This window comes from Clostridium gasigenes (assembly GCF_017348895.1).
Lineage (GTDB): Bacteria > Bacillota > Clostridia > Clostridiales > Clostridiaceae > Clostridium > Clostridium gasigenes.
In genome coordinates, this window is record NZ_CP071376.1 from 3,927,379 (window position 1) to 3,952,638 (window position 25,260).

The window sequence follows — 25,260 nt, forward strand, 5'->3', positions numbered from 1 at the left end:
GCTTCTTTACTCATCATTATCTAGCTCCTTAAATCTTTCAACTTTAAAGCGTTCTAATGTGTAGGTGTCTGACAGAGATATATTTCCTTTGCTCATGGCAATTTCTACTTGTTGCTCCTTTGTATCAATCCCTTCTATATTTGGCAAAAGTAGTCCTCTTTTATCTCCAGATGTTACTATTACTCCATAATCTAAAGGATCTAACTTATCAAATAGAGTAGGTTCTGGTGGATATAGTAAGTCCACTGAAATATCTATATCAATTAGTTCATCCTTCTTAAGTGGTTGAAATCTTGGATCATCCAATGCTGCACTTAGTGAATTTCTAATAATTTCTTCTCCAACACAACTAGTTGTAGGTTGAATAGTTCCTATGCATCCTCTAAGTTCCCCATTTATCTTTAACGAAACGAATACTCCCTTTTCATGATCTAAAAGAGAATTATCAGTTAACTCATCAATTGTAATTAGTCTTCCTTCATTAAAATATCTATCTAAATTAGTTCTTGCTAGTTTAGTGTATTGATTTCCTTCTGAAAGCCTTCTTTTATGTTCATTTTTTTTATCTTTTATAATATCTTCATAAAGATTTCCCTCTCCTTCTTTAAACTCTAAAGTTCCATATCCAACTCCAAGAGGTCCCTCATAGCTAAGTAGTTTAGATTTTATAATTGTTGTATTTATTGCACCTGCTAATATATATAATGACCTTAAACCACATTCTCCAGCTTCATTAATTAGCCTTTTTTCTATATTAAAAAGATCTTTTAAATTTCCTGATAATAATATATCTATCAAAGTATTATCGAAGGTTGCACCAAGAGGTGTATAGTCATAAGGACCATTTCTAGTCAATCTGTGTGATAAATCTCCAGATGCTATTAATACTGCTTTTTTATTTGTTTCTTTTACAGCTCTTTTTATGGCTAATCCAAACTTCAAAAGCTCAATTGGTGAAAGCAACCCATAAGTAATATGAACTAATTTATAATTTTTGCTTTTATCTGCATAATATAAGGGCACTATTGCTCCATGATCTAGCTCTAGAGGCACATTATATCTAGGAGTAGTTTTTTCATCTAAATTAGCCACTAAAACATTACTTTCTTTTGCACAATCAATTATTTTATTAGTTAATTCCAAATCAATTTCATAATTAAAACTAATTTCTTCTGCGCCAAACTTCCCTAAATCACCCTTAATATAATTAGAAGTAACAATAGCAATAGCATCTCTAAATACAACTCCATGTGGAGAAATAATAATTATAGTTTCTGCATCTAAATTATCTATCTTTTCGCCTACGGCCTTGCATGCATTAACTGTTTTTATAACTTTATCTTCTTCACCTCTGCCAACCTCAGGGATAATAATAGGTGGATGTGGCATTAAAAAATAATTCAGCATATTTTCACCTCCCATATAATTTACTATTATATTGTTCCCTAACATGAGAATTTTATCATTAACAATCATCTATATTTATTATAAATAAATATAGTATAAAAGTTAAAACGTAATACTTAACAAAAATAAATAAACAAGACTAAACTAATAACGATAATTTTTCTTCTAATTTCCAGTATATATTAAATATAAATGGTTAACATAATAACATAGGGTGCATAACAGTCGAGTCAAGATTTATATATGCTTTTTTAAAAGGTGTATGTAGTTCGGTCAAAGATTATATGTAGGTTAAAGACATTAGAAACCTTTAGTTTATATATACTCAGCGAGAAGATTTTATATTGTTAGGAAAAGCTTTTATATAGTCGATTTATTTGATTATATATAGGTTCCAACTTATGATATAAGGTCGAGCTAAGATTATATCTAGTATTGAGTGATTCTAAAAATCCAATGGTTATATCTAGCCGAAAGGTTATTTATAGTTATGTAAATATTTTATATAGTTGAGCAAACCATCTTCATAGGTAAATAGTTGCTATTTAATAGTCGCAAGATTATTATTTGGTGACATTCATTATCTATTAATGATAATTTTTTACTTATGTTTGTGCAAGTTAAGATTGTTATGTGCTCTATTTAATTAAAACAGCAACACAATTTATTATTATTAATAAATTGGTTGTTGTTTTTTTGTTAGGGAGCTGAAAGAAAATAACGAGTCAAAGATTCTATCTTTACTTCATAAACTGATAAATTTTTAATCTAACCTATGTCTGATTTTATATATTCTTTGTAGATTTATTTTAATTGAAGTATATTATCAATAAATTAAAAAAGAAGGAGTATCCTTTAGATATACACCTTCTTTTTTATTATTTTAAACTCTCATATTATACATAACTTATCGCTCATATTTATTTACTTCTTTAATAAAATTTATATATAAATTATACCGCAATAAAAACTACATAAATTTTTCTTATTACTATGGCATCATTACAGTATCTATTACATGTATAACTCCATTTTTTGCTATAATATCTTTAACTATTACTTTAGCCCCATCAATAAATACTTCATTATTCTTAACTTCTATTTTTGCTTTAGCTCCATTTACCATTGTTATTTCCTTACCATCTAATTTAATTAAATCTGCAGCAAGGATTTTGCCTGGAGTAACATGATAAGTTAGAATATTTACAAGATTCTTCTTGTTTTCTGCTTTTAAAAGATCACTAATTGTGTTTGCTGGAAGTTTTGCAAATGCATCATCTATAGGTGCAAATACTGTAAATGGTCCATTACCTTTAAGTGTATTAACTAAGTCAGCAGACTTTAAAGCATCTACTAAAGTTTTGAATCTACCATCACTTATAGCTATGTCAACTATATCACTAGAATTTTTCGCGTCATCTTTATCTAATAAATTTGTAACTTGAATTTCAGCAAAACATTTTACCGGAATAAACTGAGTAAGCAACGCCACCATAACCAATGTTATAGCAATACTAAATTTTTTTTTCATAATAAAACTCCTCTTCTATTTATTATTTTTTCGACTCAATTCTAGTATGTCCCTATAATTACTTTTATATTTATTGTTTTTCATCATTATTCATTTTTATTAATTCATCTTTATTGCTTCTTATTACATCTAACTCACTTATTATCCTATATTTTAGTTATATACTTAAGGTGTGCAGATAAATATCCTAAAAATTAAATTTCTAGAATAATAACCTCTATAGAATTCTTTTTATAAGTTATGTTATAATTTAGACTGCTTACTTATAAATTATTTATAAAATAATTTAACACTATTGTTAGAACTAAAGGAGATTTAATATGAGAATAATATTAGAAAACAACTTATGTGTAAATAGATCCTACATTAATTTAAAGAAATTACCAATAAAAACCTCATTAAGAAGAGGTACAGTTAATGACGCTGGCTTTAAGAGCATTTATATAATAGATCAATCTACACAAGATTTATGTAAAGATAATAATTACACAATAGAATTTAGTAAAGGAATTGAGAAAATAACATTTGATAGAGAGCAGTTAAATGAAATGTTGCTCGTTGAAATTAATTATTCATCTAGAAGTGGCTTCAAATCTGCTAAATTCAAGGTTTTTGTTGTTTTAGGAAAGATTAAATATGCTATACCTTTTAATTCATTTGAAGATGTTTATAATAATTGCATGGATATATTAGCAAGAGAACTTCATGGAACAGAAGAATTAACTTACATAAAAGAAAGCTTTAATAATTTAGAAAGCGAAGAAATATTAGTAGATATTAACTTAAACTTAGAAAGATTAGCAGAATTTAAAGACAAGGTAAACTATAAAAGAAATATTTATTATTTTGTAGTAAATAATGTAGATTCATGTACTTCAAAGTATGATATAAATAATAAAACTAATGAAATAGAAATAACTGATAGTGTAAAAGTACTAAGATATAACTATAACACTAGGCTTTATACCTTAGTAAAACCTAGTAATAGTGTAACTATACTAAAATTAGTAGAAACTAATATTGTTTGTGATTTAGGTGATGCTACAGATAAAAATAGTTTCCCTACAGTTAGTATATATACTGAATACGGCCTAGGAAAATTATTAGATATTAAAAATAATGTTATACCAACAAGTACTACATTATCATTATTTGCTAATATATTAGACTTAGGATTAGAAGTTCTGAATTAGTATTAGGCCCCTCTAAATAAAAAAGAGTTAGTGTAAAAGCTAACTCTTACATAACCCACATTTTATTTATTATATAATTAAACATCATCACTATACAAGTTGTAATAACAATTGCTACTACTTTATTCATATTTATTATATTAAAACCATACTATTTTTCTTCTGAATTTATAATAAATTGATCAATTATATACTTAGGTCTTGATTTAACTTCAATATATATTTTACCTACATATTCCCCTATTACCCCTAGACATAGAAGTTGTATTCCACCTAGCATCCATATAGATGCAACTACTGTAGTCCAACCTTGAACCGTATATCCATTTATCCATGTTACTAAGAAGTAAGCTAATGCTGTAAGACTTGAAAAAAACATTATTATGCCCATAACTAATACTAATCTAATTGGCTTAACACTAAAAGATGTTATTCCTTCAAATGCAAATGAAATCATCTTTTTCAAAGGATATTTAGACTCGCCTGCAAAACGTTCATTTCTTTCATATGAAACAATATCAGATTTAAATCCTACAAGAGGTACTATTCCTCTTAAAAATAAATTTACTTCTTTAAATTCAGCTAATGAATCTAAGGCTTTTCTACTCATCAATCTATAATCTGCATGATTGTAGATTATATCAACTCCTAAGAATTTTATAACCTTATAAAATCCTTGTGCTGTACTTCTTTTAAAGAATGTATCGCTTTTTCTATCGCTCCGTACTCCGTAAACAACCTCACAGCCTTCATAAAACTTTTCAATAAATTTATCTATTACATTTATATCATCTTGTAGATCTGCATCTAAAGATATTACAGCATCACATTCATCCTTTACAGTCATTAACCCTGCTAATAAAGCATTTTGATGTCCTCTATTTCTTGAAAGTTTAATACCACCAAATAATTCATTATTATTTTTAAGTTCTTCTATAATACTCCAAGTTTTATCTTTACTTCCATCGTCAACAAATATTACTCTGCTATACTCATTGATATCTTTATTATCAATTAATGTTTTCATTTTTAGTTCTAATCTTTTTGCTGTTTCGCACAGTACTTCTTCCTCGTTATAACAAGGTACTACTAAATATAATTTTTTCAACGTATTATTCTCCTTACTAATAATTATTTTAATATATATTAACCTGATATAGCTTTTCTACCTCTATCCTTAAACAACATTTCTAAAAACTCTGCTTGTATTATGAATATTATTGGTATTGCAAAGTATCTATATCTTGGTTGTACTTCTATTAATAGATGTGCTAAAAAATATCCTATAAATATTATTAAGTATAGATGAGTATTTTTAAAACCATCTTTTCTTCTTATTGTTATAATAATACTTCCTAAAAACATAATCATTAAAATCATATATTGTATCTTTTCTATTTTTATAAGTATATCTAGGTATTTATTATTTTGAACTTCATCTGTTAACGATAAATTCATTGATGTATCGTTTGCGCCCCACATAATTGCTGTTTTGTACGACATTGTTTTTACTAATGCTTTAGGATTTGATAATCTATCCTTTATTAATCCTAATTCTGCCTTTGTTCTTCCTTCTCTAGTCCCATATCCACTTAGATAAATATCATCATCTTCACTATATGACCCTTTTGTATCTGGATTTAACCCACAAACAAATTTCCATAATGGATCTTTATTTATTAATGGATCATTACTTATTCCCTCTTTCATAACTGCAAATGATGCAGCTTGAGAAACTAGTATAATTACCATTATTATTCCTAAAAACTCTGCTAAGCTTTTCCCTATTTCTTTATAATCTAATAAATTTTTAAATATTATAAATAATATTATTGCAATTATTACTATAGAGCCTTCTGGTCTAACTATATCTCCAATTCCTATTGAAAGACCTATAAGTATCCATTTATATTTTTTATTAACATTACTAATTAACAAATATATTCCTGTATAAAATAGAAGTGTAGCTAAATGTTGATTAGTAAGTACTGATGTACTTACTATACTTGATATATAAAAACAATATCCTAATGATACTACTTTAGCTCCCTTATTTGAGCCCATTTTTTTACCTGTTAAATAAATTATAACAGGTATTAATGAAACTATTAATACATTAAATACCTTTATTATTAATAATGAATCTCCAAAAAACTTTATAATTCCAACTAGATACATAGTAAACCCTAATTGGTAAACCCATGTTTTAAAATATCCACTATTTAATATATAATCATAATTTCCACCAGCAATATTTTGAGCACCTTCATACATAAAAGCAAAATCTGAAATTGGCTCTGTTTTTATTGATAATACCCATACTAATCTTATAATAAATGATGTAGAAAATAGAACTATTAAAAACTTTTTATTATCTTCTATTTTACAACCCCACCAAATTAATATACCTATAGCTACTATAGCCAAAATTATAACTAAAATATCACTATATTTATTAAATGAAAATAAACTATTCAAACTTATACCTAAAACTAAATTAATAAAAACTATTGATGCTGCAAATATACTGGCTAAATAAAGCACAACATTTGAAGACATACTCTTTAAACACTTTCTAATCTGAATTCCCTCATTTCTTATATATTTTTAAGCACTTTAGAATTTATTTATTTACTTATACTCTACACTGTTATAAGCCTTTATTCTAATGAATAAATAAATTTATGCATTTTATTTGTAGTTGCTTCCCTATTTATACGCATTCTATAATATCCATTTTCAAATCCACTTGTTAAGTCTTCATCTTCTGGGAACCTAGCTTGTTGTATTGTTTTATTTTTAATTCCTAATACTTTAGTACTAATTGATAGTATTTCTGTATTTGTTAAGTTAGTTTTTACTAAAGGTAATAACTCTGTAATTACCCCCGGAACTTCTGTTATACTAACATCCTTAAACTTTTCAAATAAAGCTGATAAGACATCTCTTTGTCTTTCTGTTCTTTTAAAATCTCTCCCTGATGTATATCTTATTCTACAGTAAGCTGCTGCTTGTGTACCATTAAGATTATGTATTCCTGCTGATGTTATAGGACTAGTATTACTTCCATTCATCTTATCTAATCCTGCTATATAAGAATTTATAAATTGAATTTCTTCATTAGTAACCTCTATTTCAACTCCACCAAGTTTATCTATAACAATTGGTAAGTTACCCAAATTAACTTGTATAAACTTATCAATTTGAAGGTTAAAATTTGTATTTATAGCCTTAATTGATAGTGCTGGTCCGCCAAGCATAATTACATCATTTATATTTTGCTCACCATATCCTTGAACTTCCATTGTAGTATCTCTCATAATCGAGCTTAACTTTAGTTCCCCTTTAACATGATTTATAGTTGCTATCATAATTGAATCAGATGCCGTACTGTCTGTCCCACTTTTATCTGTCCCAAATAAAGCAATATTTGTAATATCAGCTTCTTCCTTAGCAGGTTCTTGTCCATTATCTTTTATATCTTCCCTATTAATTTCTACTCTATCAACCTTAGATGATAAATTAACTACATAGATTCCCCCTATAGAAATAATAAGTGCAAAAATACTAATTATTGATATTAAAATAGCTTTCTTTTTTGATATTTTTTTTGATGTCTCTTTTCTTAATTTTTTACTCATATTTATCCCCTTACCTTATTAAGCCCTCGAAAAAAATAATAGATCTAAGTGCGATGTATGGCTCAAAGCAGACTAGCAAATTGGTCTATTTTTTTTAAAGTGCCTATATATTTTTGTACAATATTTGCATTATACCATATATATGCCTATAATTTCTTCTGTTTTCTTTTTAACCATTCTATTACTTTTTTAATGCTAGCCCTAATTTTTTTAAACTAGCCTTCTGTAGTAACTATTTTACTATCATAAATCTAACAAAATTATCAGATGGATTATTTAATAAATCATAACAATTACCTATTAATAAGCATAATATATTTAGAGGTTACTATTTAAACTATTTACTAAGGAGGAAATTATAGATGAGTAATGAAATGTGTAATGAATGCAATCATTGTATAACTTCAAGAGAGGCAGAACTATCTAGCCCCCAATTGCAAAATGTATTTGCAGGAAATCCATTATATTTGGGGTTAGCTATAGTAGGAGGACAAGGTCCTAGTATAATCTATGATGTTACAGGCAATTTGTTTTTAAATAGAGGCTTATATCTAGTATCTTATAGCACATCAGCAGTATGGACAACAACACCATATGGAACAAACGAAGCAATTATTGGGTTAACACTTAATAATGTACTTCTTGCAGATTCAGTATCACAGGTTGAAATTCCACCACAAACAACCGATGTGGGACCAGTTCCTTTTAAACTAAATTTAGCTAAAACAATACTTGTTAGAGTAACTTCAAACTATTCACGTTTAAAATTAGTTAATGAAAGTAACCAAGTCATGGGATTCGTCAATACAGTATTAACACTGGTAAAATTAGACTAACTGTAGATACGGAAGACGTATTCTTTTGTCTTTAAAATAAATATTTCTAAATAGCAGCTTATGTAAATATGCTGCTATTTTTCTACTCCTTCTTAATTTTTTCAAGAATCCTAAATATAAGTTAGTCTTTAATCTTACCTCTAATTATACTTGTAAATATAGACATTTTTAAAGCCAAAGGTATTACCTACAAAGAATATAGATAATGGAAAAGCAAACATTCTAGGCATTTCTAAAATACATATGTATTTTACATCATCTATCATTACAATAGGCATCATATTTTCTTTGTACATAGTTAACTCTTTTTTCTCTTTTAGACAGTATTCAATTAACTCATCTGTAAATTCCCTAGGTTTAGTTATTGGTTTATTTGGTTCAAACCACATAACATGTTTTTCAGGAATATATCCTTTCACCTTAGTTATAAAATCATTAGCTATACTCGTAAATGTAACTCCCCTAGATTCTAAATTTTCTATCTTTTCTAAATATTCATCAGTATTTAATTCAGTTAATGATTTCTCTTGCTGTTTAATTTCTTCACATATTTCTATAGCTTGTTCCATCTTTTTAACTTTACTACTCATATCAGTTACATATTTACTCATACAAGTTTCTAGAGTTAATGAACCTTTCTGGATAAGAGAGATATCTTCAATAGATATTCCAAGCTTTCTTAATAGTTTAATTTCTTTTAAGATTTTAACATCTTCCTCTAAATAATCTCTATACTGGTTATCTTCATTACGAGTAGGATTTAATAATTCTACCTTTTCATAAAATCTAATATTCCTTTTTGTTATACCAGTTATTAATTCAACTTCACCAATTTTCATAAATATAACCTCCCTTTGTTATTATCTTAAAGCTTCCACTAGGTGGAGTGTCAATACTTATCTTCAAAAATAATATTTTTAATATAAATATTATTATTTATGATAATATTATAATATTTAATTTAAATAAAAAACTACGATAAACCATTTAATTCTATCGTAGTTTCAATTCTATATATATAAGTTACATAATACTTATTCCTTATTTAAGGTATAAGTATTTAATTCACCTTCTGGTGTACCATTAAAATAACTTGTTCCATTAACATCATATCTAATGGCATATGTTATCCCCCCACCACCATCTCTTATTCCTTTTATTTGAACTTCTCCTACTGCCGGAGCAATAATTTCTTTTGCCTTATGTTTAATCATAAAAGCTTCTCCTACTGGTGCACCATTTACAATTACTTGCACATAATCTCCATCTTCAGCAGCATAATCCCACACCCAAATTTTAGTATCTTTAATCTCTGATTTATGTGTAATTGTATAATCCTTAGCCTGCGCATTTTCATCTTTTGATAATAAAATAGTTCCAGCCGAAAGAGCAGTAGATACTTTATTTTCCAATGCATTTTTAGCTGATTGAGAAGTATCTACTTTTGATCCCCCCATAGCAATAAATGGAACTATTGAAACTGCTATACATATTACTCCGAATATTTTAAGAGGTTTTTCAATCTGTTTTCTCCTAGCCTTTTCATTAATATCTCTTTTCTCTTCTTCTATTATGTGATTTTCTTCACTTGTGCCATTTTCTTCATAATTAACATCAAATTGTGGCTCATCACTCTGATTTTGATAAATATTAAATTGTTCATTTGTATCTTCATTTATATTTATAGGAGTTTTCTTGGCTTTATTAATACTATTTTTTAAATTATGTTGTTCATTACTCATAAATTCACCTCTCCTCAATATACTTTACTGGCTTTAGCTTAAAGTAAATACACATTGCTATTCTACAAACCACTATTTGCACTATCATTAAAATAAAAAACTTAGCATGACGAGCATCATCTTTTACTTGATAACCCATGTTTAATATTATAAGCCCAACACTAAGAATTATTAGGTTTACATAGAAAATTTTTATAAGCGAATATAACCAAGGTAATTTTTTATACATTTTCCTCAATGGAGGTATAAGAAGAGATCCCCCAATAAAAAGTCCACATATACCTATAAGTGCTCCCCCCATATTTTGTCCAGCAAATCCAGAATTTCTCACCGAACTAACTGATGTAAAAAAACTAATTGGCATAAACACTAACAGCAATAATACAAAACACATTGGGAAAATAAAATAAATAACAGCCATAGTATTTCCCAGTAAATCTTTCATTTTTTTCAACTCATCACACCCTTTCTATGTCAGTATCAATTATTGTAATTAAATCTTCTTTTGTTAAATCTATATCTGAACTTAAGCGCATTGCTTGATTATTCACCGCTTTTTCATATAAATTACGTACATATCTTCCATTACCAAATTGTGGTTCAAGTCTTACAATATTAAATATATCTTCGATCTTATTTTTAGCTAATGAGCCAATTTCATATCCCTTGCTATTAAATAACATTTCAGATATTTCCATTAACTGCTTTGCAGAATAATCTTCAAAATTTATTATATTTGCAAACCTTGACTTTAGTCCAGCATTTACAGAAACAAACTGTTCCATATCATCACTATACCCTGCTAATATAACAACTAATTTATCTCTATTATCATCCATAAGTTTTACTAATGTATCTATTGCTTCTTTACCAAAATCATTCTCTCCACCTTGTGAAAGAGAATATGCTTCATCAATAAATAATACACCATCCATTGCTTCCATAATTTTTTCTCTTGTTTTAATTGCAGTTTGTCCAACGTAACCTGCAACAAGACCTGCTCTATCTGTTTCTACCAGTTTGTTTGTTTTAATTATACCGATATTATATAAAACCTCCGCCACTGTTCTTGCCATCATAGTCTTCCCCGTTCCTGGATTGCCCTTAAAAATCATATGAAGTGTCTGTGTGCTATCAACATTAATTCCAAGTTTTTTACGTTCGTTTTTCATTCTAAGCCTTGCACTTAAACTACGTATATAATCTTTAACTTCTTCAAGCCCTATTATTTTAGACAATTCATTTTCTAAATTAAAGTTAGATATTAAATTCTCTTTAATCTCTATATCTTTACTTGTAATGACATTCATATCATTTATAGATACATCATTCATTGCAATTCTACCTGATTGCTTTCTCATTATATCTTCAAGATAATTTCTCACCATACGCCCATTTCCCGAATCTGCATTAGATTGTTCATGCAATAAGCAAACCTGCTCTTTCATAAGGTTGTCTACTCCAGCATCTAATGAAAATCCTTTTTCCCCAATCATCTTTAAACTTATTTTAAATAAATCATCTGCTGAGTAATCAAGAAACTCAATTTTAAGAGGAAATCTAGATTCAAGCCCTGAATTACTTTTTGAAAAACTCTCCATCTCTTTTTTGTAACCAGCAAGGATAACAATTATTTCTCCTCTATAATCCTCTATAAGTTTAACAAGTGTATCTATTGCTTCTTTTCCAAAGCCACCACTATCACTAGACAATGCATATGCTTCATCAATAAATAAAACACCACCTAAGGCAGACCTAAATACTTCTTCTGTTTTCTTAGCTGTTTGTCCTACATACCCAGCTACCAGACCACCACGATCAGTTTCTATTAAATGACCAGATTTTAACATTCCCATTTCTTTGAACATATCTGCAACAAGCCTTGCTATTGTTGTTTTACCTGTTCCTGGATTACCACTAAAAATCATATTTAAAGCCTGTGATGTATCCACCTTCATTCCTGCTTTCCTTCTCTTTTCTTGTGCGATTAATAACTTATATTGAGTTCTAACAAAGTCCTTAACATTTTCAAGCCCAATAATCTTAGAGAGACTCTTTTCCAAATCAAAATTAGCTACCTCTTCAAATTTAAAGTCATCATATTTTAATAAATCCATTTGTTCAGTATCCTCTAGTATTAATCGTTTAGATTGATTAAGTATAGAACTTTCTATAACATTTCTAACAAGCCTACCATTTCCACTATCATTTTTGCCTTTAATTTGTTTTTTATCAAACAGTTTTATAAGTGGTTCTTTGCAATCTTCAAAAATTTTGTATCCTTTTGACTTTGCTGTAATAAGTGAAATCTTATACATTTCTTCTGATGTATAATCTTCAAAATCAATTATATTTGGGAAACGCGATTTCAAACCAGAATTAGTTTTTAAAAACTCTCCCATTTCATCCTTGTATCCAGCCAAAATAACAACTAAATTTTCTCTATTATCTTCAATACCTTTAACTAATGTATCTATTGCCTCAAGTCCAAAAGTATCATTTTTGTCTCTACAAAGTGCATAAGCTTCATCAATAAATAGAACTCCTCCTAATGCAGATTTTATAACATCATTAGTTATCTTCGCTGTATGTCCCAAATATTGCCCAACAAGATCTGCTCTTGTAACTTCTCTTAATTGACCTTCTGATAACACCCCAAGTGCTTTTAGATATTTAGCAACTATACGTGCAATTGTGGTTTTACCCGTCCCTGGATTCCCTGTAAATATCATATGCATTGAAACATTAGCAGTCTTAAAACCAGCATTTTCCCGTATTTTTTGGATTTTTAAATTATCTTCAAGACTTAGAATATATTCTTTTACAGATTCAATTCCTACAATATCATCTAATTCTTTTTTAATATCCTCAATTCCAGATACCTTATTTTGTGGAATAATATCCTCTAATTTTATAAACTTATCACCAATTTGTGCTACTAATTTACCATCTACAGCAGATAAGCTTACAAGTTGATTATTACTAATACTATTTTTAAGTTTAAACTCTGCCAATGGTTTGTATATATCCAAATCAACAAATTTTTCCATACCATTCACTCCAGATACACTTTTATAATTTGATACAATTATCTGTGAAACAGTTTCATCATAGCTTATATTAATTGAAATATTTTGAATACATTTGCTTTTTAAATTTTCAATGATCCTTATTGATATTTCATTCAATTCATCATAATTAAAGTGTTCCATATGAAGCATATCACCTACACAAGCCATAAACTTTGTTCCAAAAATATTTACAACATCCTTTTCGGACTTTTCTGATGTGAAAACAAAATACTTACCATTTGAGCTTATCTCACTTATAGAATCTTTCAAAAGCATTCCATTTGCTTCAATAAGATTATTATTTTGAAATATATATCTTGAACCAAGAGTATATCTACCAGTAGTCATTAATGTTTCTATTATATCAATAACACTGTAATGGCACTTATCAAAATTATCAAACATCACAATATCAGATTGACCATACAAGCATTTGTATAAATCTGATAAAAAGACTCCCACTTCTGAAACTGTAGCATATAAGGACAAATCAATTGTTAATATTTCATTACTGCTAACTAATTTCTTTTGTTTAAGAAGACCTGCAATAGAATATATACTACTATGTTTACCGGTGCTTTTATTTCCAATAATAATAACAACATTTTTAGGTTTCAATTTATCATAGCCTGTTATAAAAGGACGTTTAAACGCTATACAAAGGCTATCTAAATAATTCGTTTGCCCTATAATTAAGTTTCCTAAATCTTCTCTAATACTAGTAAATATATCTGAAATATTGTTATTATTTACTTTTGAAGTATCTTTATGTTGATATGTTGCTGTATTTCCATTCTGAATTATATTTGCTTTATTAACTGGAATCTGTTGAGTTGGCTTATTCATCTCCTTAAAATTACTTTTGGAATAAGCCTTTCCTTCACTGTATACTTCGCCCATATTTTTAGTTTGATTTTGACTAATATTTTTATTTGCTCTTGATATAAAGCCATATTGCTTTACAGCTTCAACTATCTGCAATTCTGGGAAAAGAAATTCAACCATATCTTTCACGTTAAAATTCACTTATTCAACCTCCTATTTATAAGAAACATCAAAAAATATTTTTACATATTTATAAATATTATACCACTTTTTTCTTATTATTCCATTCATTAGTTTTCATATTTTATATGTAAATATCAACTACCAATTCAAGCCTAAACAAAAAAAACTGCAATAAAGTTTTTAGCTCCATCACAGTCTGTAATTAATTATAAATTTTTTAAAGTGCCTTAATATTAAAACTTCAACATAATCCTAGCTAACATATATATTGATGGAGATAAAAACACTGTTATTAATCCTGCTATTCCTATTGATAGGGAGCTCATAGCCCCTTGTACTTCACCCATTTCAAAAGCTTTGCTGGTTCCTACAGCATGAGATGCCGCTCCAATTCCTATTCCAATTGCAACTTCGCTTTTAATTTTTAAAACTTTACTTACAATTGGTGCAATTATTGCTCCAACAATACCAGTTAGTACAATAGATACTATAGTTATTGATTTGACTCCACCTAATGAATTAGAAATTTCCACACCTATAGGTGTAGTTACTGATTTGGGAACAAGCGATGCAATTAATGATTCATCTAAACCAAAAGCTTTACCTAAAATTATTACACATACAATAGAAGTTAAGGACCCAACAAATAATCCAATAAGTACTGGCCACAAGTTCTTCTTTAAAGCATTTAATTGTTTATATAATGGTACTGCAAGTACTACTGTTGCAGGTCCTAAAAAGCTATTTATAAACTTTCCTCCCAAATTATATATTTCATAATCTATATTAAAAATTACAAGCACACCAATTACCAAAACTATTGCAATAAGTAATGGATTAAAAAGTGGAAACTTTGTCTTTTTATAAATAACTATACCTATTTCAAAAGCTGCTAAGGTTATCAATATCCAAAATAAAGGATTATTTATTATCTCTTTCATAATTTAATTCTCCTCTTTTTTTCTTTTAATTAATCCATCAACAGTTAATGATGTTATTCCCATAACTATAAATGTAGATATAATACAAATGCTTATTAGCTTAATAGAATTTCCCTTAAGCAACTCTACAGCTGTAAGTAACCCAACTCCCGCTGGTACAAACAAGAAAGCTAAATTATCTAAGAAAAATTTAGAAACATTTTCGATTGCCTCTAGCTCTATTACCTTTGTACAAAGCATAACTAATAAAATTATCATGCCTAATATATTTCCAGGTATAAATGTAATAATTGTTTTTGATAATAATTCACCTAAAAAATATATAGCAATTATTATCATACTTTCCCTTAAAACCCTCATATAATAACACACCTCTTCTCAATATTATCTTATACAGTTATTAATTGTATTTAGCTACATATTTTACCTGGATTTAAAATATTTTTTGGATCAAAAGCATGTTTAATATTTTTTATCAGTAGAGAATTTACTTCTCCTATTTGGTCATTTAAATATTTTTTCTTTGCAAAGCCTATTCCATGTTCCCCTGAAACTTGACCTTTTAATTCTCTAGCTTTTTTATACATACATTCAAATACCTCTGATAACTTTTTGTCCCACATTTCTTGATTAAGTTTATCTCTTAACACATATACATGAAGATTTCCATCTCCTGCATGTCCAAAATTCTTTATTCTTATATTAAATTTTTCTTGTAATTCATAAGTATAATTTATAAATTCTGCTACTTTATTTCTTGGTACACAAACATCACACTCATCCATTTCTGTAGTAGATGCTTTAATTGATTCAAGGAAAGCTCCTCTTGCTGACCAAATAGCTTCTTTTCTTTCATCAGTATCAGCAATGAAAATATCTATAGCCCCTTCCTTAAGCACTATATTAGCTACATTTTCATACTCTTTCTCTATACTTTCAATATCATTTCCATCAAAACTTAATAAAAGATATGCATTTGCTGAGCTATCTGGAAATTTCTTTCCTAGGAACTCCTCTGAAGCTAGGATAACATCTCTTTCCATAAATTCTATGGATGTTGGAATACTCTTTGATTTAATGATCTTTGGAACTGTTCCTATTGCTTTACTTAGATTATCAAAGGGTATAAGTAGACTTATTGTTTTCTTTGGCAATGGTAATAATTTCAATATTGCTTTTGTAATTATTGCTAAGGTTCCCTCTGAGCCACATATTAAATCTTTAATACTATAACCCGAACTATTTTTAACAATCTTTCCTCCAACTTCAATAACTTCTCCTGTTGGAAGCACTAATTCAAGTCCTCTTACATAATCCCTTGTAACTCCATATTTAACAGCTCTCATTCCACCAGCATTAGTATTTATATTACCACCTATAGTTGCTGTCTTTTCTCCTGGATCTGGTGGATAAAACAAATCATGCTCTTGTACAAAGTTCCCTATATCCATTAATAATACCCCTGGCTCTACTGTTAATGTTAGGTTATCCTCATCTATTTCTAATATCTTATTCATCTTGCTTAAGTTAATCATTATTCCACCATGCACTGCAACTGATGCGCCAACAAGACCTGTCCCAGATCCTCTTGGAACTACAACAATATTATTTTCATAAGCATAGCTAACTATTTTAGCAACCTCTTCTGTTGATAATACTTCAACTAAAACTTCTGGCATTTTGCTTATACCACCAAGTTCATCATGGCTAAAATCTTCACTTATTTTATCACCTACAAAAACTCTATTACTTCCACAAACAGATAATAAAAATTCAATATCATTTTTATTTACACTTTTATATGAGTTCATCTAAAATACCTCCTAACAATATACCACTTGATTATTATTTTTAATATTACTCATTAACATTGGTAATATTTCATACAGATCTCCTACTAATCCATAATGTGCAACATCAAATATTTGAGCATTAGGATCATTATTTATAGCTATAATACACTCTGAATTATTCATACCTGCGGTAAATTGAACTGCCCCTGAAATTCCAATTGCAAATATCAATTTAGGTTTAACAGTTCTTCCACTTAATCCAATTTGATATTTAGCATCTATCCATCCATTCTCAACCATAGGTCTTGTCCCTGCTAAATGTGCTCCAAGTCTTTCTGCAATTTCTCTTACAAGGTCCATATCCTTCTCAGATTTTATACCTCTTCCTATTGCAACTATTATCTCCGCATCTGCTATGCTAGCTTCCATTTCCTTTTTAATTATTTTCAAAACATCTATATTAGATTTTAACTTTTCACTAGATATACTTCTAAGTGTTATCTCCCCGCACTTATTTTCATTTCTTACTGGGGCATCCATAACCTTATATCTTACTGTTGCAAGCTGTGGCCTATGGTTTGGATTTACTATCTGAGCCATAATATTTCCACCAAATGCTGGTCTTATTTGTATCAAATCCGTATTTTTCTTCATATCAAGTATTGTACAATCCGCTGTCAATCCTGTTCTAAACCTAGCAGCTACCCTAGGAGCTAAAGATCTTCCAATTGTAGTTGCTCCAACTAATATACTAGATGGTTTATAAATATTAATAAATTTTTCAAAGGCCGCTGTGTATGGCTCTATCCTAAAATCCCTAAGTTCATATTCATCATATACAATCACCTCATCAACACCATAATGCAATAGTTCTTCTGCTTTTTCTTTTATGTCGTATCCAATAAATACTGCATAGACCTTATGATCAATTACCTTAGCTAGTTCTATTGCTTTTCCAATTAACTCATAGGTAACAGGATGTATTTCTCCATTTACATGATCAACATATACTGCAACACCAGTCCAAAGATCTTTATTAATTTTAGGTTTTTCCTCTTCTATAAATTCCATAACTCCACTTGGACCTTTTTTAACACATATCTTACACATCTTGCATGCTGCTGAAACCTGAACTGTATCATTTATCTTTTCAATAGCTCCAAATGGACATATTTTTATTAATTCATTTATATTCTCTGAATTTATCTTTTCTTTATTAACAATAAGTTTACCCATAACTAATATTCCTCCTTTCATAAATCTTTAACTAAATATACTTTAACTCTTTTAGTTTATTGAATAATCTTTCTGAAAGTTCTTCACCATTGCCATCCCATACTTCTTTACTCTCATTACAAGCCGGTGGGAATATCCTCTCAACTTGAGTTGGTGATCCATTTAAACCATATTTATTTTCATCTTTATCTTCAAAATCCTTTAATCCATAAACATCTATTTCCTTGTTTTTTATTTCTAATTTCTTTTTATAGGATGGTAACCTTGGTTCAAATATCCCTTTGTCAACGGTTACAAGGCAAGGAAATTTAACCTCTACTACTTCTATTGTATTTGGCATGTCCATTTCTAAAATAATTGACTTATCCTTTATTTCCAATATTTTTCTAGCATTTGCAATATGGGGTATATTTAAATATTCTGCAATTTCTGGTCCAACCTGTGCAGTATCCCCATCTGTAGTTTGTTTTCCACATAAAATCAAATCAAAGTTATCTATCTTTTTTATACCTTGAGATATTGTATAAGAGGTAGCTAACACATCAGACCCTGCAAACTTCCTATCAGATAGTAAAATCCCATGATCTGCTCCCATCATATAAGCTTCCTTTATTATTGCTTGTGCCTGTGGTGGCCCCATACTAATTACATTAATATTTCCACCCTTTTTTTCCTTTATTCTTAAAGCTGTTTCTAAAGCATATAAATCAAATGGATTAATCTTTGAATCTATACCTTCTCTTTTTAAAACCCCTGTTTTTTCATCTACCTCAACTTTTGATGTACCTGGTACCTGTTTTATGCACACTACTATTTCCATACAACACCCTCCCATTTATATATTACTTATAAAGATAAATTTTATACTGGCATACTGGTATTACCACTTGCTATTATAATATCATATTAACATTAAAATTTCCATATATTTTCACAAAATAAAAAAAGAGCCAATTTAGCTCTTTATGTTTATTTCATATTATAAATATATTTCTCTATAAAATCCAAATGTCTTCTCATCGCCTTTGATGCACTAGAACTATCATGATTACTTATGGCATCAACTATATCCTTATGTTGCTTTAATAAGCATTCTCTATTTTCTTCTTTACTTAATATTTTCCCCCTAGCTTCACTTATAAAAATATCCATTAAAGATGAATTTACATTTAACAAATTTACTATTAAAATATTTTTTGATGCTTTTGCAATTAAATAATGTAATTCTTTATCTAACTTCACCTTAACTTCTTCACATTCTGCATTATCTAATCTATGTAGTATATCTTTTAAAATAACAATTTCATCATCTTGAATTTTATTTGCTGCAAGCGCTGCTGTCTCTATTTCTATACCTTTTCTAAACTCTAATATTTCGTGAAACTTACCACCATTAAGCATAAATATTAATAGAAATGGATCTTTTAAACTATCCTCAAGATTATCTTTAATATAGTTTCCTTCTCCATGCCTTGATTCTACGAGTCCAATCATTTGAAGTGCACTTAATGCTTCTCTTATACCAGTCCTACTTACACCTAATTGGCTTACAAGTTCTCTCTCTGATGGAAGCTTGTCACCTTTTTTAAGTAGACCTTTCGCAATCATATCTTTAAACTGATTAATTATTTGTTCATAAACCTTCATGTTTTTAACTTCCGTAAACAAATATAAGCCTCCTTATCATACATCAAATAATACAAATTCTTATATTATTTCTCCTAAATTCAATATAATTATATCATATCTCAAGATTGGTAAATATAAAATATAAAAGTCTTTACTATATTTTTATATTTTTTTAAATTAATTGACATTTTTATTTAAATTAGCATATAATACAATTATAACAAAACATATATGTTTACTATTATTAATTAAATATTAAAATGCAATGAAAAAGGAAAGTATCATTTAGGAAGGTTACAGAGAGGAATACACTGCTGAGAGTATTCTATCTAGACTCTATGTGAAGTGCCCTTTGGAGCAGTAGTTCGAAATAAGTTATCTTGAAAAAAACTATCATATTTACTATTTATTTTTTAAGATACCTAAAAGTAGTTCTAGCCGGGTTCACCCGTTATAGTGATATAGCATTTATGTGCTTGAGAAATTTAAGTGTGGATATTTTATATCCAAATTAGAGTGGGCCCGCGGATTAACTTCGTCTCTATATATATGAGATGAGGTTTTTTTTATTTACCATAAAATATTTTAAGAGGAGTGATTATTATGAGTTCATTAAATTATTTTAATAGCATAGCAAAGGATTGGAATAAAATAAGGGTTAGTTACTTTAAAGACGAACTAAGAGAATTAGCTATTAATTCAGTAAATATAAAAGATAAAACCATATTAGATTTAGGTTCTGGTACTGGTTTTATATCCTTACGAGTTGCAAAGGAAAGTAATATAGTATTTCCTCTAGATGCTTCAACTAATATGTTAAAAGAACTTTATGCCTCTGCAAAAAAAGAAAATCTAACAAATATTTATCCTATTAAAGGTGTAGCTGAGGATCTTCCTGTATTTGATGAATCCATAGATATTATCTTTATGAATATGGCTCTTCATCATGTTGCTAATCCTGATAAAGCAATAAAGGAAATGTTTAGAGTTCTTAAAATTGGCGGCACTGTTGTTATTACTGATGTTGAAGAACACAGCGGGGAGTGGGCTAAAGAAGAAATGTTTGACCTTTGGCTTGGTTTTAGTCATAAGCAATTAACTATTTGGTATGAAGAAGCTGGCTTTAAAAATTTAGATATAAGAAGTACTGGATTAAAATGCCAGGGATCTTCCTCAAAAGGAGAGTTTGTAAATCCAGATATATTTATTGCTATAGGCGAGAAATAGTAATGTAACCTTATTAAATAGGTTGATAAATTTAATAATAATATAATCCATGTAGCTTATATTACATGAGATATCCGAAGGAGATAAAAATTATGAATATAGAATCATTACTAATCCACGGTGGTATTGAGGGAGACGAAAGAACAGGAGCTGTAAATATACCCATTTATCAAACTTCTACGTATAAACAATCCGAATTTGGTAAACATGCTGATTACGAATATTCAAGAACAGGTAACCCTACAAGGGAAGCTGTTGAAAAATTAATTTCTGATATAGAGGGTGGTACTCGAGGTTTTGCTTTTGCCTCAGGACTAGCAGCTATAACTGCTGTATTAACTCTTTTTAAATCAGGAGATAAAATACTAATAACTAACAATCTTTATGGTGGTACTTTTAGAGTATTAGATAAAGTTTTCAAAAATTTTGGTATTAACTATGATATTATAGATAACTTTGATTCTATTGACAATCACATTGATGAAAACACTAAGGCTATATTTATAGAATCACCAACTAACCCTCTTTTAGATGTGGTCGATATAAAAAAAGTTTCAGAAAAATCTAAAAAACATGGTTTGTTAACCATAGTAGACAATACCTTTATGACACCTTACTTTCAAACCCCACTTGCCCTAGGTGCTGATATTATCGTCCACTCTGGAACTAAATATCTTGGAGGTCATAGTGATTTAGTTGCTGGTTTAGTAGTTGTTAATGATGATGCGTTAGGTGAAAGAATTCACTTTATACAAAATGCTACCGGTGGAATACTTCAGCCTTTTGATAGTTTCCTTTTAATAAGAGGAATTAAAACCTTATCTGTTAGAATGGATAGACATGAAGAAAATGTGGTTTATATAGCAAATAAACTTTCATCAAACAAATCTATAAGTAAAGTTTACTATCCGGGGCTAGATAGTCATCCTGGGCATTTAATACAAAAAAGCCAAGCAAGAGGATTTGGTGGGGTAATAACCTTTAGGCTAAATGAAGATGTTGATTATATTAAATTTATAAATAATTTAGATTTAATTACTTTTGGTGAAAGCTTAGGCGGTGTAGAATCTCTACTTTGCCATCCAGCCACTATGACACATGCCGCTCTTCCTGTTGATCTTCGAAATCGCCTTGGTATAACTGAGCGACTTATACGATTATCTGTAGGTATAGAAAATAAAGAAGATATATTAAAAGATGTTGAAAATGCACTTATAATAGCAATAAAAAAAGTAGGTGAATAAAATGAACTACTATAATGATATACAATCTTTAATAGGTAAAACCCCACTCTTAAAGCTTAATCATTTAGGGCTAAAAAAAGGTGTTAATATTTTTGCAAAACTTGAGAATTTTAATCCTGGAGGTAGTTGTAAAGATAGAATTGGTATTTATATGATAAATGAAGCTGAAGAACAAGGCATTCTAAAATATGGTTCCACTATTATAGAAGCTACTGCTGGAAATACAGGCATAGGAGTTGCTCTCGCAGCTATAGATAAAGGATATAAAGTAATATTTGTAGTACCAACTAAGTTCTCCATAGAGAAACAAAAATTAATGAAGGCTCTAGGAGGGGAAATTATAAATACCCCACAGGAGAAAGGAATGCAAGGAGCTGTAGATGTGGCTGAAAATTTGCTTAAATCCACACCTAACTCCATATCACTAAGGCAATTTGATAATTTAGCAAATCCGCTAGCCCACTATGAGACAACAGGAAAAGAAATCTATGAAGATCTAGATGGAGAAATAGATTGTTTTGTAGGTGGTGCTGGCAGTGGTGGCACCTTCTCTGGAATTGTAAAATATTTAAAAGAACGTATTCCTAATGTTATAGGAATCTTAGCAGATCCTGAAGGCTCTACTATGGGCGGTGGCCAGGAAGGTTGCTACAAAGTTGAAGGTATAGGCAATAATTTCATTCCAAATACTATGAATATGTCTTTAGTAGATAAAGTAATTAAAACTACTGATGATGAAGCCTTTAAATTGGTAACACTACTTGCTCAAAAAGAAGGTGTTATAGTAGGCTCATCCTCTGGTGCTGCTCTATCTGCTTCATTAAAATTTGCAAGTACTATAGAGAAAGGAAATATTGTAGTAGTGTTCCCGGATAGAGGTGAGCGATATTTCAGTACAGGATTATTCTAACCAACCCCAAAAGGACTCTACTCTATAGATTCTCTTTACCCCTTAATAAAATATTAAATTCATAAATGAAAGGTGGAAATTAACATGATAAAAGTAGAAAGTTTTCAATTAGATCACACAAAGGTTAAAGCTCCTTATGTAAGAAAGGTAGAAGTAAAATATGGTCTTAAAGGGGATTCTATATCAAAATTTGATTTAAGATTTACTCAACCAAATAAAGAAATTTTATCTGAAACTGGAATTCATTCTTTAGAACATTTATTAGCAGGATATATGAGGGAATTACTTCCAAACATTATAGATATATCTCCAATGGGTTGCAAAACAGGTTTCTATTTAACAAGTTGGGGTGACGTTTCAATTAACGAAGTTATTAAAGCTTTAGAATACTCATTAAACAAAGTTTTAGATGCAACAGAAGTTCCAGCTGCTAACGAATTACAATGTGGTACAGCTTCATTACATTCACTAGAACTAGCAAAATTTCATGCTAAAGCTGTTTTAGACAATGGAATTAGCGATAAATATTATATATAATATTTATATCTGTAATATGTCATATAGTAGTGCCTTTAGGATAAAAAAATATACGTTAAGTTCACATTTTACCAGGTATTCTTGCAAGATATATTCATAAAAAAATACCTTATCAGAAAATAATCAATATATTTTCTAATAAGGTATTTTTATTAAATTTATATTTCTAATGACTTTATTAAATCTTCTACTATATCATCAACATTTTCAATTCCTACTGATATTCTTATTAAATTATCAGTTATGCCTATTGCTTGTCTCATTTCATATGGAATTGCGGCATGTGTCATAGTCGCAGGATGGCAAATTAATGACTCCACCCCTCCTAAGCTTTCTCCAAAAGTTATTAACTCTAAGCTCTCTAAGAATTTTTTATAATCATAACCTTCTTTAAGAACAAAAGAAATGATACCTCCATAGCCCTTAGCTTGCTTTGTTTGTATTTCATGTCCTGGATGATCAACAAAACCTGGATAATATACTTTTTCTACTTCTTTTCTATCTCTTAAAAACTTTGCAACAACCGTTGTGTTTGAGTTTTGTCTATCCATTCTTAATGCTAAAGTTTTAATCCCTTTTATCAATAAGAAAGAATCAAATGGAGATAAAACTCCTCCTGTTGAATTTTGTATGAAATGTATTCTTTCAGCTAATTCATTATTATTAACTACCACAAGCCCTGCAACTAAATCACTGTGTCCGCCTAAATATTTTGTAGCACTGTGAATAACTATATCAGCTCCAAGTGTAATTGGTTTTTGTAGATAAGGTGTCATAAAAGTATTATCAACAATGGAAATTATATTATTTTCCTTTGCTATTTTTGCAACCTCTTCAATATCTGTAATACCCATTAATGGGTTAGTTGGAGTTTCTATAAAAATGGCCTTTACACTGTCATCAATATTATTTTTTAACTCGTCTATATTTGATGAATCAAATACACTATAATTTAAACCAAAGTTTTTAAAATACTTGTCTAAAACTCTAAATGTTCCACCATAAACATTATTTGATATAAGAATTTTATCTCCTGTTTTAAATAGTGATAGTGCCGCTGTTGTAGCCGCCATACCTGAAGCAAAGGCAAACCCTGCATAACCTTCCTCAAGTTCTGTAATAAGTTTTTCTAATGCTGCTCTTGTAGGATTTCCTGTTCTTGAATACTCGTAAACATTATCTTTAGTATTCTCAAATTCACTTTTTTTAAAGGTAGATGTCTGATAAATAGGTACATTTACTGCCCCAGTAGTAGCATCACCGTCTATTCCACCATGTATTAATAATGATTCAAATTTCATATTTTTTCCTCCT

22 protein-coding genes and 1 other annotated feature are annotated in these 25,260 nt (G+C 29.0%); of the genes, 6 read left to right on the top strand and 16 right to left on the bottom strand.

What is annotated here, in order from left to right; genetic code table 11:
• Nucleotides 1-6: 6 nt before the first annotated feature.
• Together amrA and J1C67_RS18425 are read right to left on the bottom strand one after the other, a co-directional pair.
• Nucleotides 7-1,407 (bottom strand): AmmeMemoRadiSam system protein A, encoded by a 1,401-nt coding sequence (gene amrA, locus J1C67_RS18420; protein WP_167865377.1) that lies wholly within the window; start codon nt 1,405-1,407, stop codon nt 7-9.
• A gap of 991 nt (nt 1,408-2,398) precedes the next feature.
• Nucleotides 2,399-2,938, bottom strand: coding sequence for a fasciclin domain-containing protein (locus J1C67_RS18425; RefSeq protein WP_089971498.1), 540 nt, complete (start codon nt 2,936-2,938; stop codon nt 2,399-2,401).
• 320 nt (nt 2,939-3,258) lie between these two features.
• Here J1C67_RS18425 and J1C67_RS18430 point away from each other — a divergent pair, with 320 nt between their 5' ends.
• The gene (locus J1C67_RS18430; RefSeq protein ID WP_167865376.1) at nt 3,259-4,131 is read left to right on the top strand and encodes a hypothetical protein; all 873 of its coding nucleotides are present in this window, start codon (nt 3,259-3,261) and stop codon (nt 4,129-4,131) included.
• Nucleotides 4,132-4,282: 151 nt separating this feature from the next.
• Here J1C67_RS18430 and J1C67_RS18435 read toward each other — a convergent pair whose 3' ends face one another.
• From J1C67_RS18435 to J1C67_RS18445, 3 genes are all read right to left on the bottom strand, one after another.
• A complete protein-coding gene (locus J1C67_RS18435) occupies nt 4,283-5,239 on the bottom strand; it encodes a glycosyltransferase family 2 protein (RefSeq protein ID WP_167865375.1) in 957 nt (318 codons plus the stop codon).
• Nucleotides 5,240-5,277: 38 nt separating this feature from the next.
• A complete protein-coding gene (locus J1C67_RS18440; protein WP_089971489.1) occupies nt 5,278-6,690 on the bottom strand; it encodes a glycosyltransferase family 39 protein in 1,413 nt (470 codons plus the stop codon).
• Between the two features lie 101 nt (nt 6,691-6,791).
• A complete protein-coding gene (locus tag J1C67_RS18445; RefSeq protein WP_167865374.1) occupies nt 6,792-7,772 on the bottom strand; it encodes an LCP family protein in 981 nt (326 codons plus the stop codon).
• A gap of 362 nt (nt 7,773-8,134) precedes the next feature.
• Between J1C67_RS18445 and J1C67_RS18450 the strand changes: the two genes are divergently transcribed.
• Nucleotides 8,135-8,608 carry a hypothetical protein gene (locus J1C67_RS18450; protein ID WP_089971485.1) on the top strand — a complete coding sequence of 158 codons (474 nt, stop codon included), beginning with the start codon at nt 8,135-8,137 and terminating at the stop codon, nt 8,606-8,608.
• 140 nt (nt 8,609-8,748) lie between these two features.
• Here the strand turns inward: J1C67_RS18450 and J1C67_RS18455 are convergent, their stop codons facing one another.
• From J1C67_RS18455 to J1C67_RS18500, 10 genes are all read right to left on the bottom strand, one after another.
• Nucleotides 8,749-9,447, bottom strand: a complete 699-nt coding sequence (locus J1C67_RS18455) for a MerR family transcriptional regulator (protein ID WP_167865373.1) — start codon at nt 9,445-9,447, stop codon at nt 8,749-8,751.
• Nucleotides 9,448-9,642: 195 nt separating this feature from the next.
• Nucleotides 9,643-10,350, bottom strand: coding sequence for a hypothetical protein (locus tag J1C67_RS18460; protein ID WP_167865372.1), 708 nt, complete (start codon nt 10,348-10,350; stop codon nt 9,643-9,645).
• Between the two features lie 4 nt (nt 10,351-10,354).
• Nucleotides 10,355-10,795, bottom strand: a complete 441-nt coding sequence (locus J1C67_RS18465; protein WP_243176670.1) for a hypothetical protein — start codon at nt 10,793-10,795, stop codon at nt 10,355-10,357.
• A gap of 13 nt (nt 10,796-10,808) precedes the next feature.
• The gene (locus tag J1C67_RS18470) at nt 10,809-14,447 is read right to left on the bottom strand and encodes an AAA family ATPase (protein WP_244980257.1); all 3,639 of its coding nucleotides are present in this window, start codon (nt 14,445-14,447) and stop codon (nt 10,809-10,811) included.
• A gap of 215 nt (nt 14,448-14,662) precedes the next feature.
• A complete protein-coding gene (locus J1C67_RS18475; RefSeq protein WP_167865370.1) occupies nt 14,663-15,370 on the bottom strand; it encodes an LrgB family protein in 708 nt (235 codons plus the stop codon).
• Nucleotides 15,371-15,373: 3 nt separating this feature from the next.
• Entirely contained in the window at nt 15,374-15,730 is a 357-nt protein-coding gene (locus tag J1C67_RS18480) for a CidA/LrgA family protein (RefSeq protein WP_167865369.1), read from the bottom strand.
• Between the two features lie 50 nt (nt 15,731-15,780).
• The gene (locus J1C67_RS18485) at nt 15,781-17,181 is read right to left on the bottom strand and encodes an FAD-binding oxidoreductase (RefSeq protein WP_167865368.1); all 1,401 of its coding nucleotides are present in this window, start codon (nt 17,179-17,181) and stop codon (nt 15,781-15,783) included.
• A gap of 12 nt (nt 17,182-17,193) precedes the next feature.
• The gene (locus J1C67_RS18490) at nt 17,194-18,399 is read right to left on the bottom strand and encodes an electron transfer flavoprotein subunit alpha (RefSeq protein ID WP_167865367.1); all 1,206 of its coding nucleotides are present in this window, start codon (nt 18,397-18,399) and stop codon (nt 17,194-17,196) included.
• 31 nt (nt 18,400-18,430) lie between these two features.
• Nucleotides 18,431-19,219 (bottom strand): electron transfer flavoprotein subunit beta/FixA family protein, encoded by a 789-nt coding sequence (locus J1C67_RS18495; RefSeq protein ID WP_167865366.1) that lies wholly within the window; start codon nt 19,217-19,219, stop codon nt 18,431-18,433.
• A 149-nt stretch (nt 19,220-19,368) separates the two neighbouring features.
• A complete protein-coding gene (locus J1C67_RS18500) occupies nt 19,369-20,067 on the bottom strand; it encodes a FadR/GntR family transcriptional regulator (protein ID WP_167865365.1) in 699 nt (232 codons plus the stop codon).
• A gap of 217 nt (nt 20,068-20,284) precedes the next feature.
• Nucleotides 20,285-20,574, top strand: a binding site (T-box leader).
• Nucleotides 20,575-20,631: 57 nt separating this feature from the next.
• Between J1C67_RS18500 and J1C67_RS18505 the strand changes: the two genes are divergently transcribed.
• From J1C67_RS18505 to J1C67_RS18520, 4 genes are all read left to right on the top strand, one after another.
• Nucleotides 20,632-21,255 (top strand): class I SAM-dependent methyltransferase, encoded by a 624-nt coding sequence (locus tag J1C67_RS18505; protein ID WP_167865364.1) that lies wholly within the window; start codon nt 20,632-20,634, stop codon nt 21,253-21,255.
• Nucleotides 21,256-21,347: 92 nt separating this feature from the next.
• Nucleotides 21,348-22,499, top strand: a complete 1,152-nt coding sequence (locus tag J1C67_RS18510; RefSeq protein ID WP_167865363.1) for a trans-sulfuration enzyme family protein — start codon at nt 21,348-21,350, stop codon at nt 22,497-22,499.
• A gap of 1 nt (nt 22,500) precedes the next feature.
• Nucleotides 22,501-23,409: a PLP-dependent cysteine synthase family protein gene (locus tag J1C67_RS18515; RefSeq protein WP_167865362.1), complete on the top strand. Its 909-nt coding sequence runs from the start codon at nt 22,501-22,503 to the stop codon at nt 23,407-23,409.
• An 84-nt stretch (nt 23,410-23,493) separates the two neighbouring features.
• On the top strand, nt 23,494-23,946 hold the full coding sequence (locus J1C67_RS18520; protein WP_167865361.1) for an S-ribosylhomocysteine lyase: 453 nt from the start codon (nt 23,494-23,496) through the stop codon (nt 23,944-23,946).
• Nucleotides 23,947-24,104: 158 nt separating this feature from the next.
• Here J1C67_RS18520 and J1C67_RS18525 read toward each other — a convergent pair whose 3' ends face one another.
• Nucleotides 24,105-25,247 (bottom strand): trans-sulfuration enzyme family protein, encoded by a 1,143-nt coding sequence (locus J1C67_RS18525; protein WP_167865360.1) that lies wholly within the window; start codon nt 25,245-25,247, stop codon nt 24,105-24,107.
• Nucleotides 25,248-25,260 lie beyond the last annotated feature (13 nt).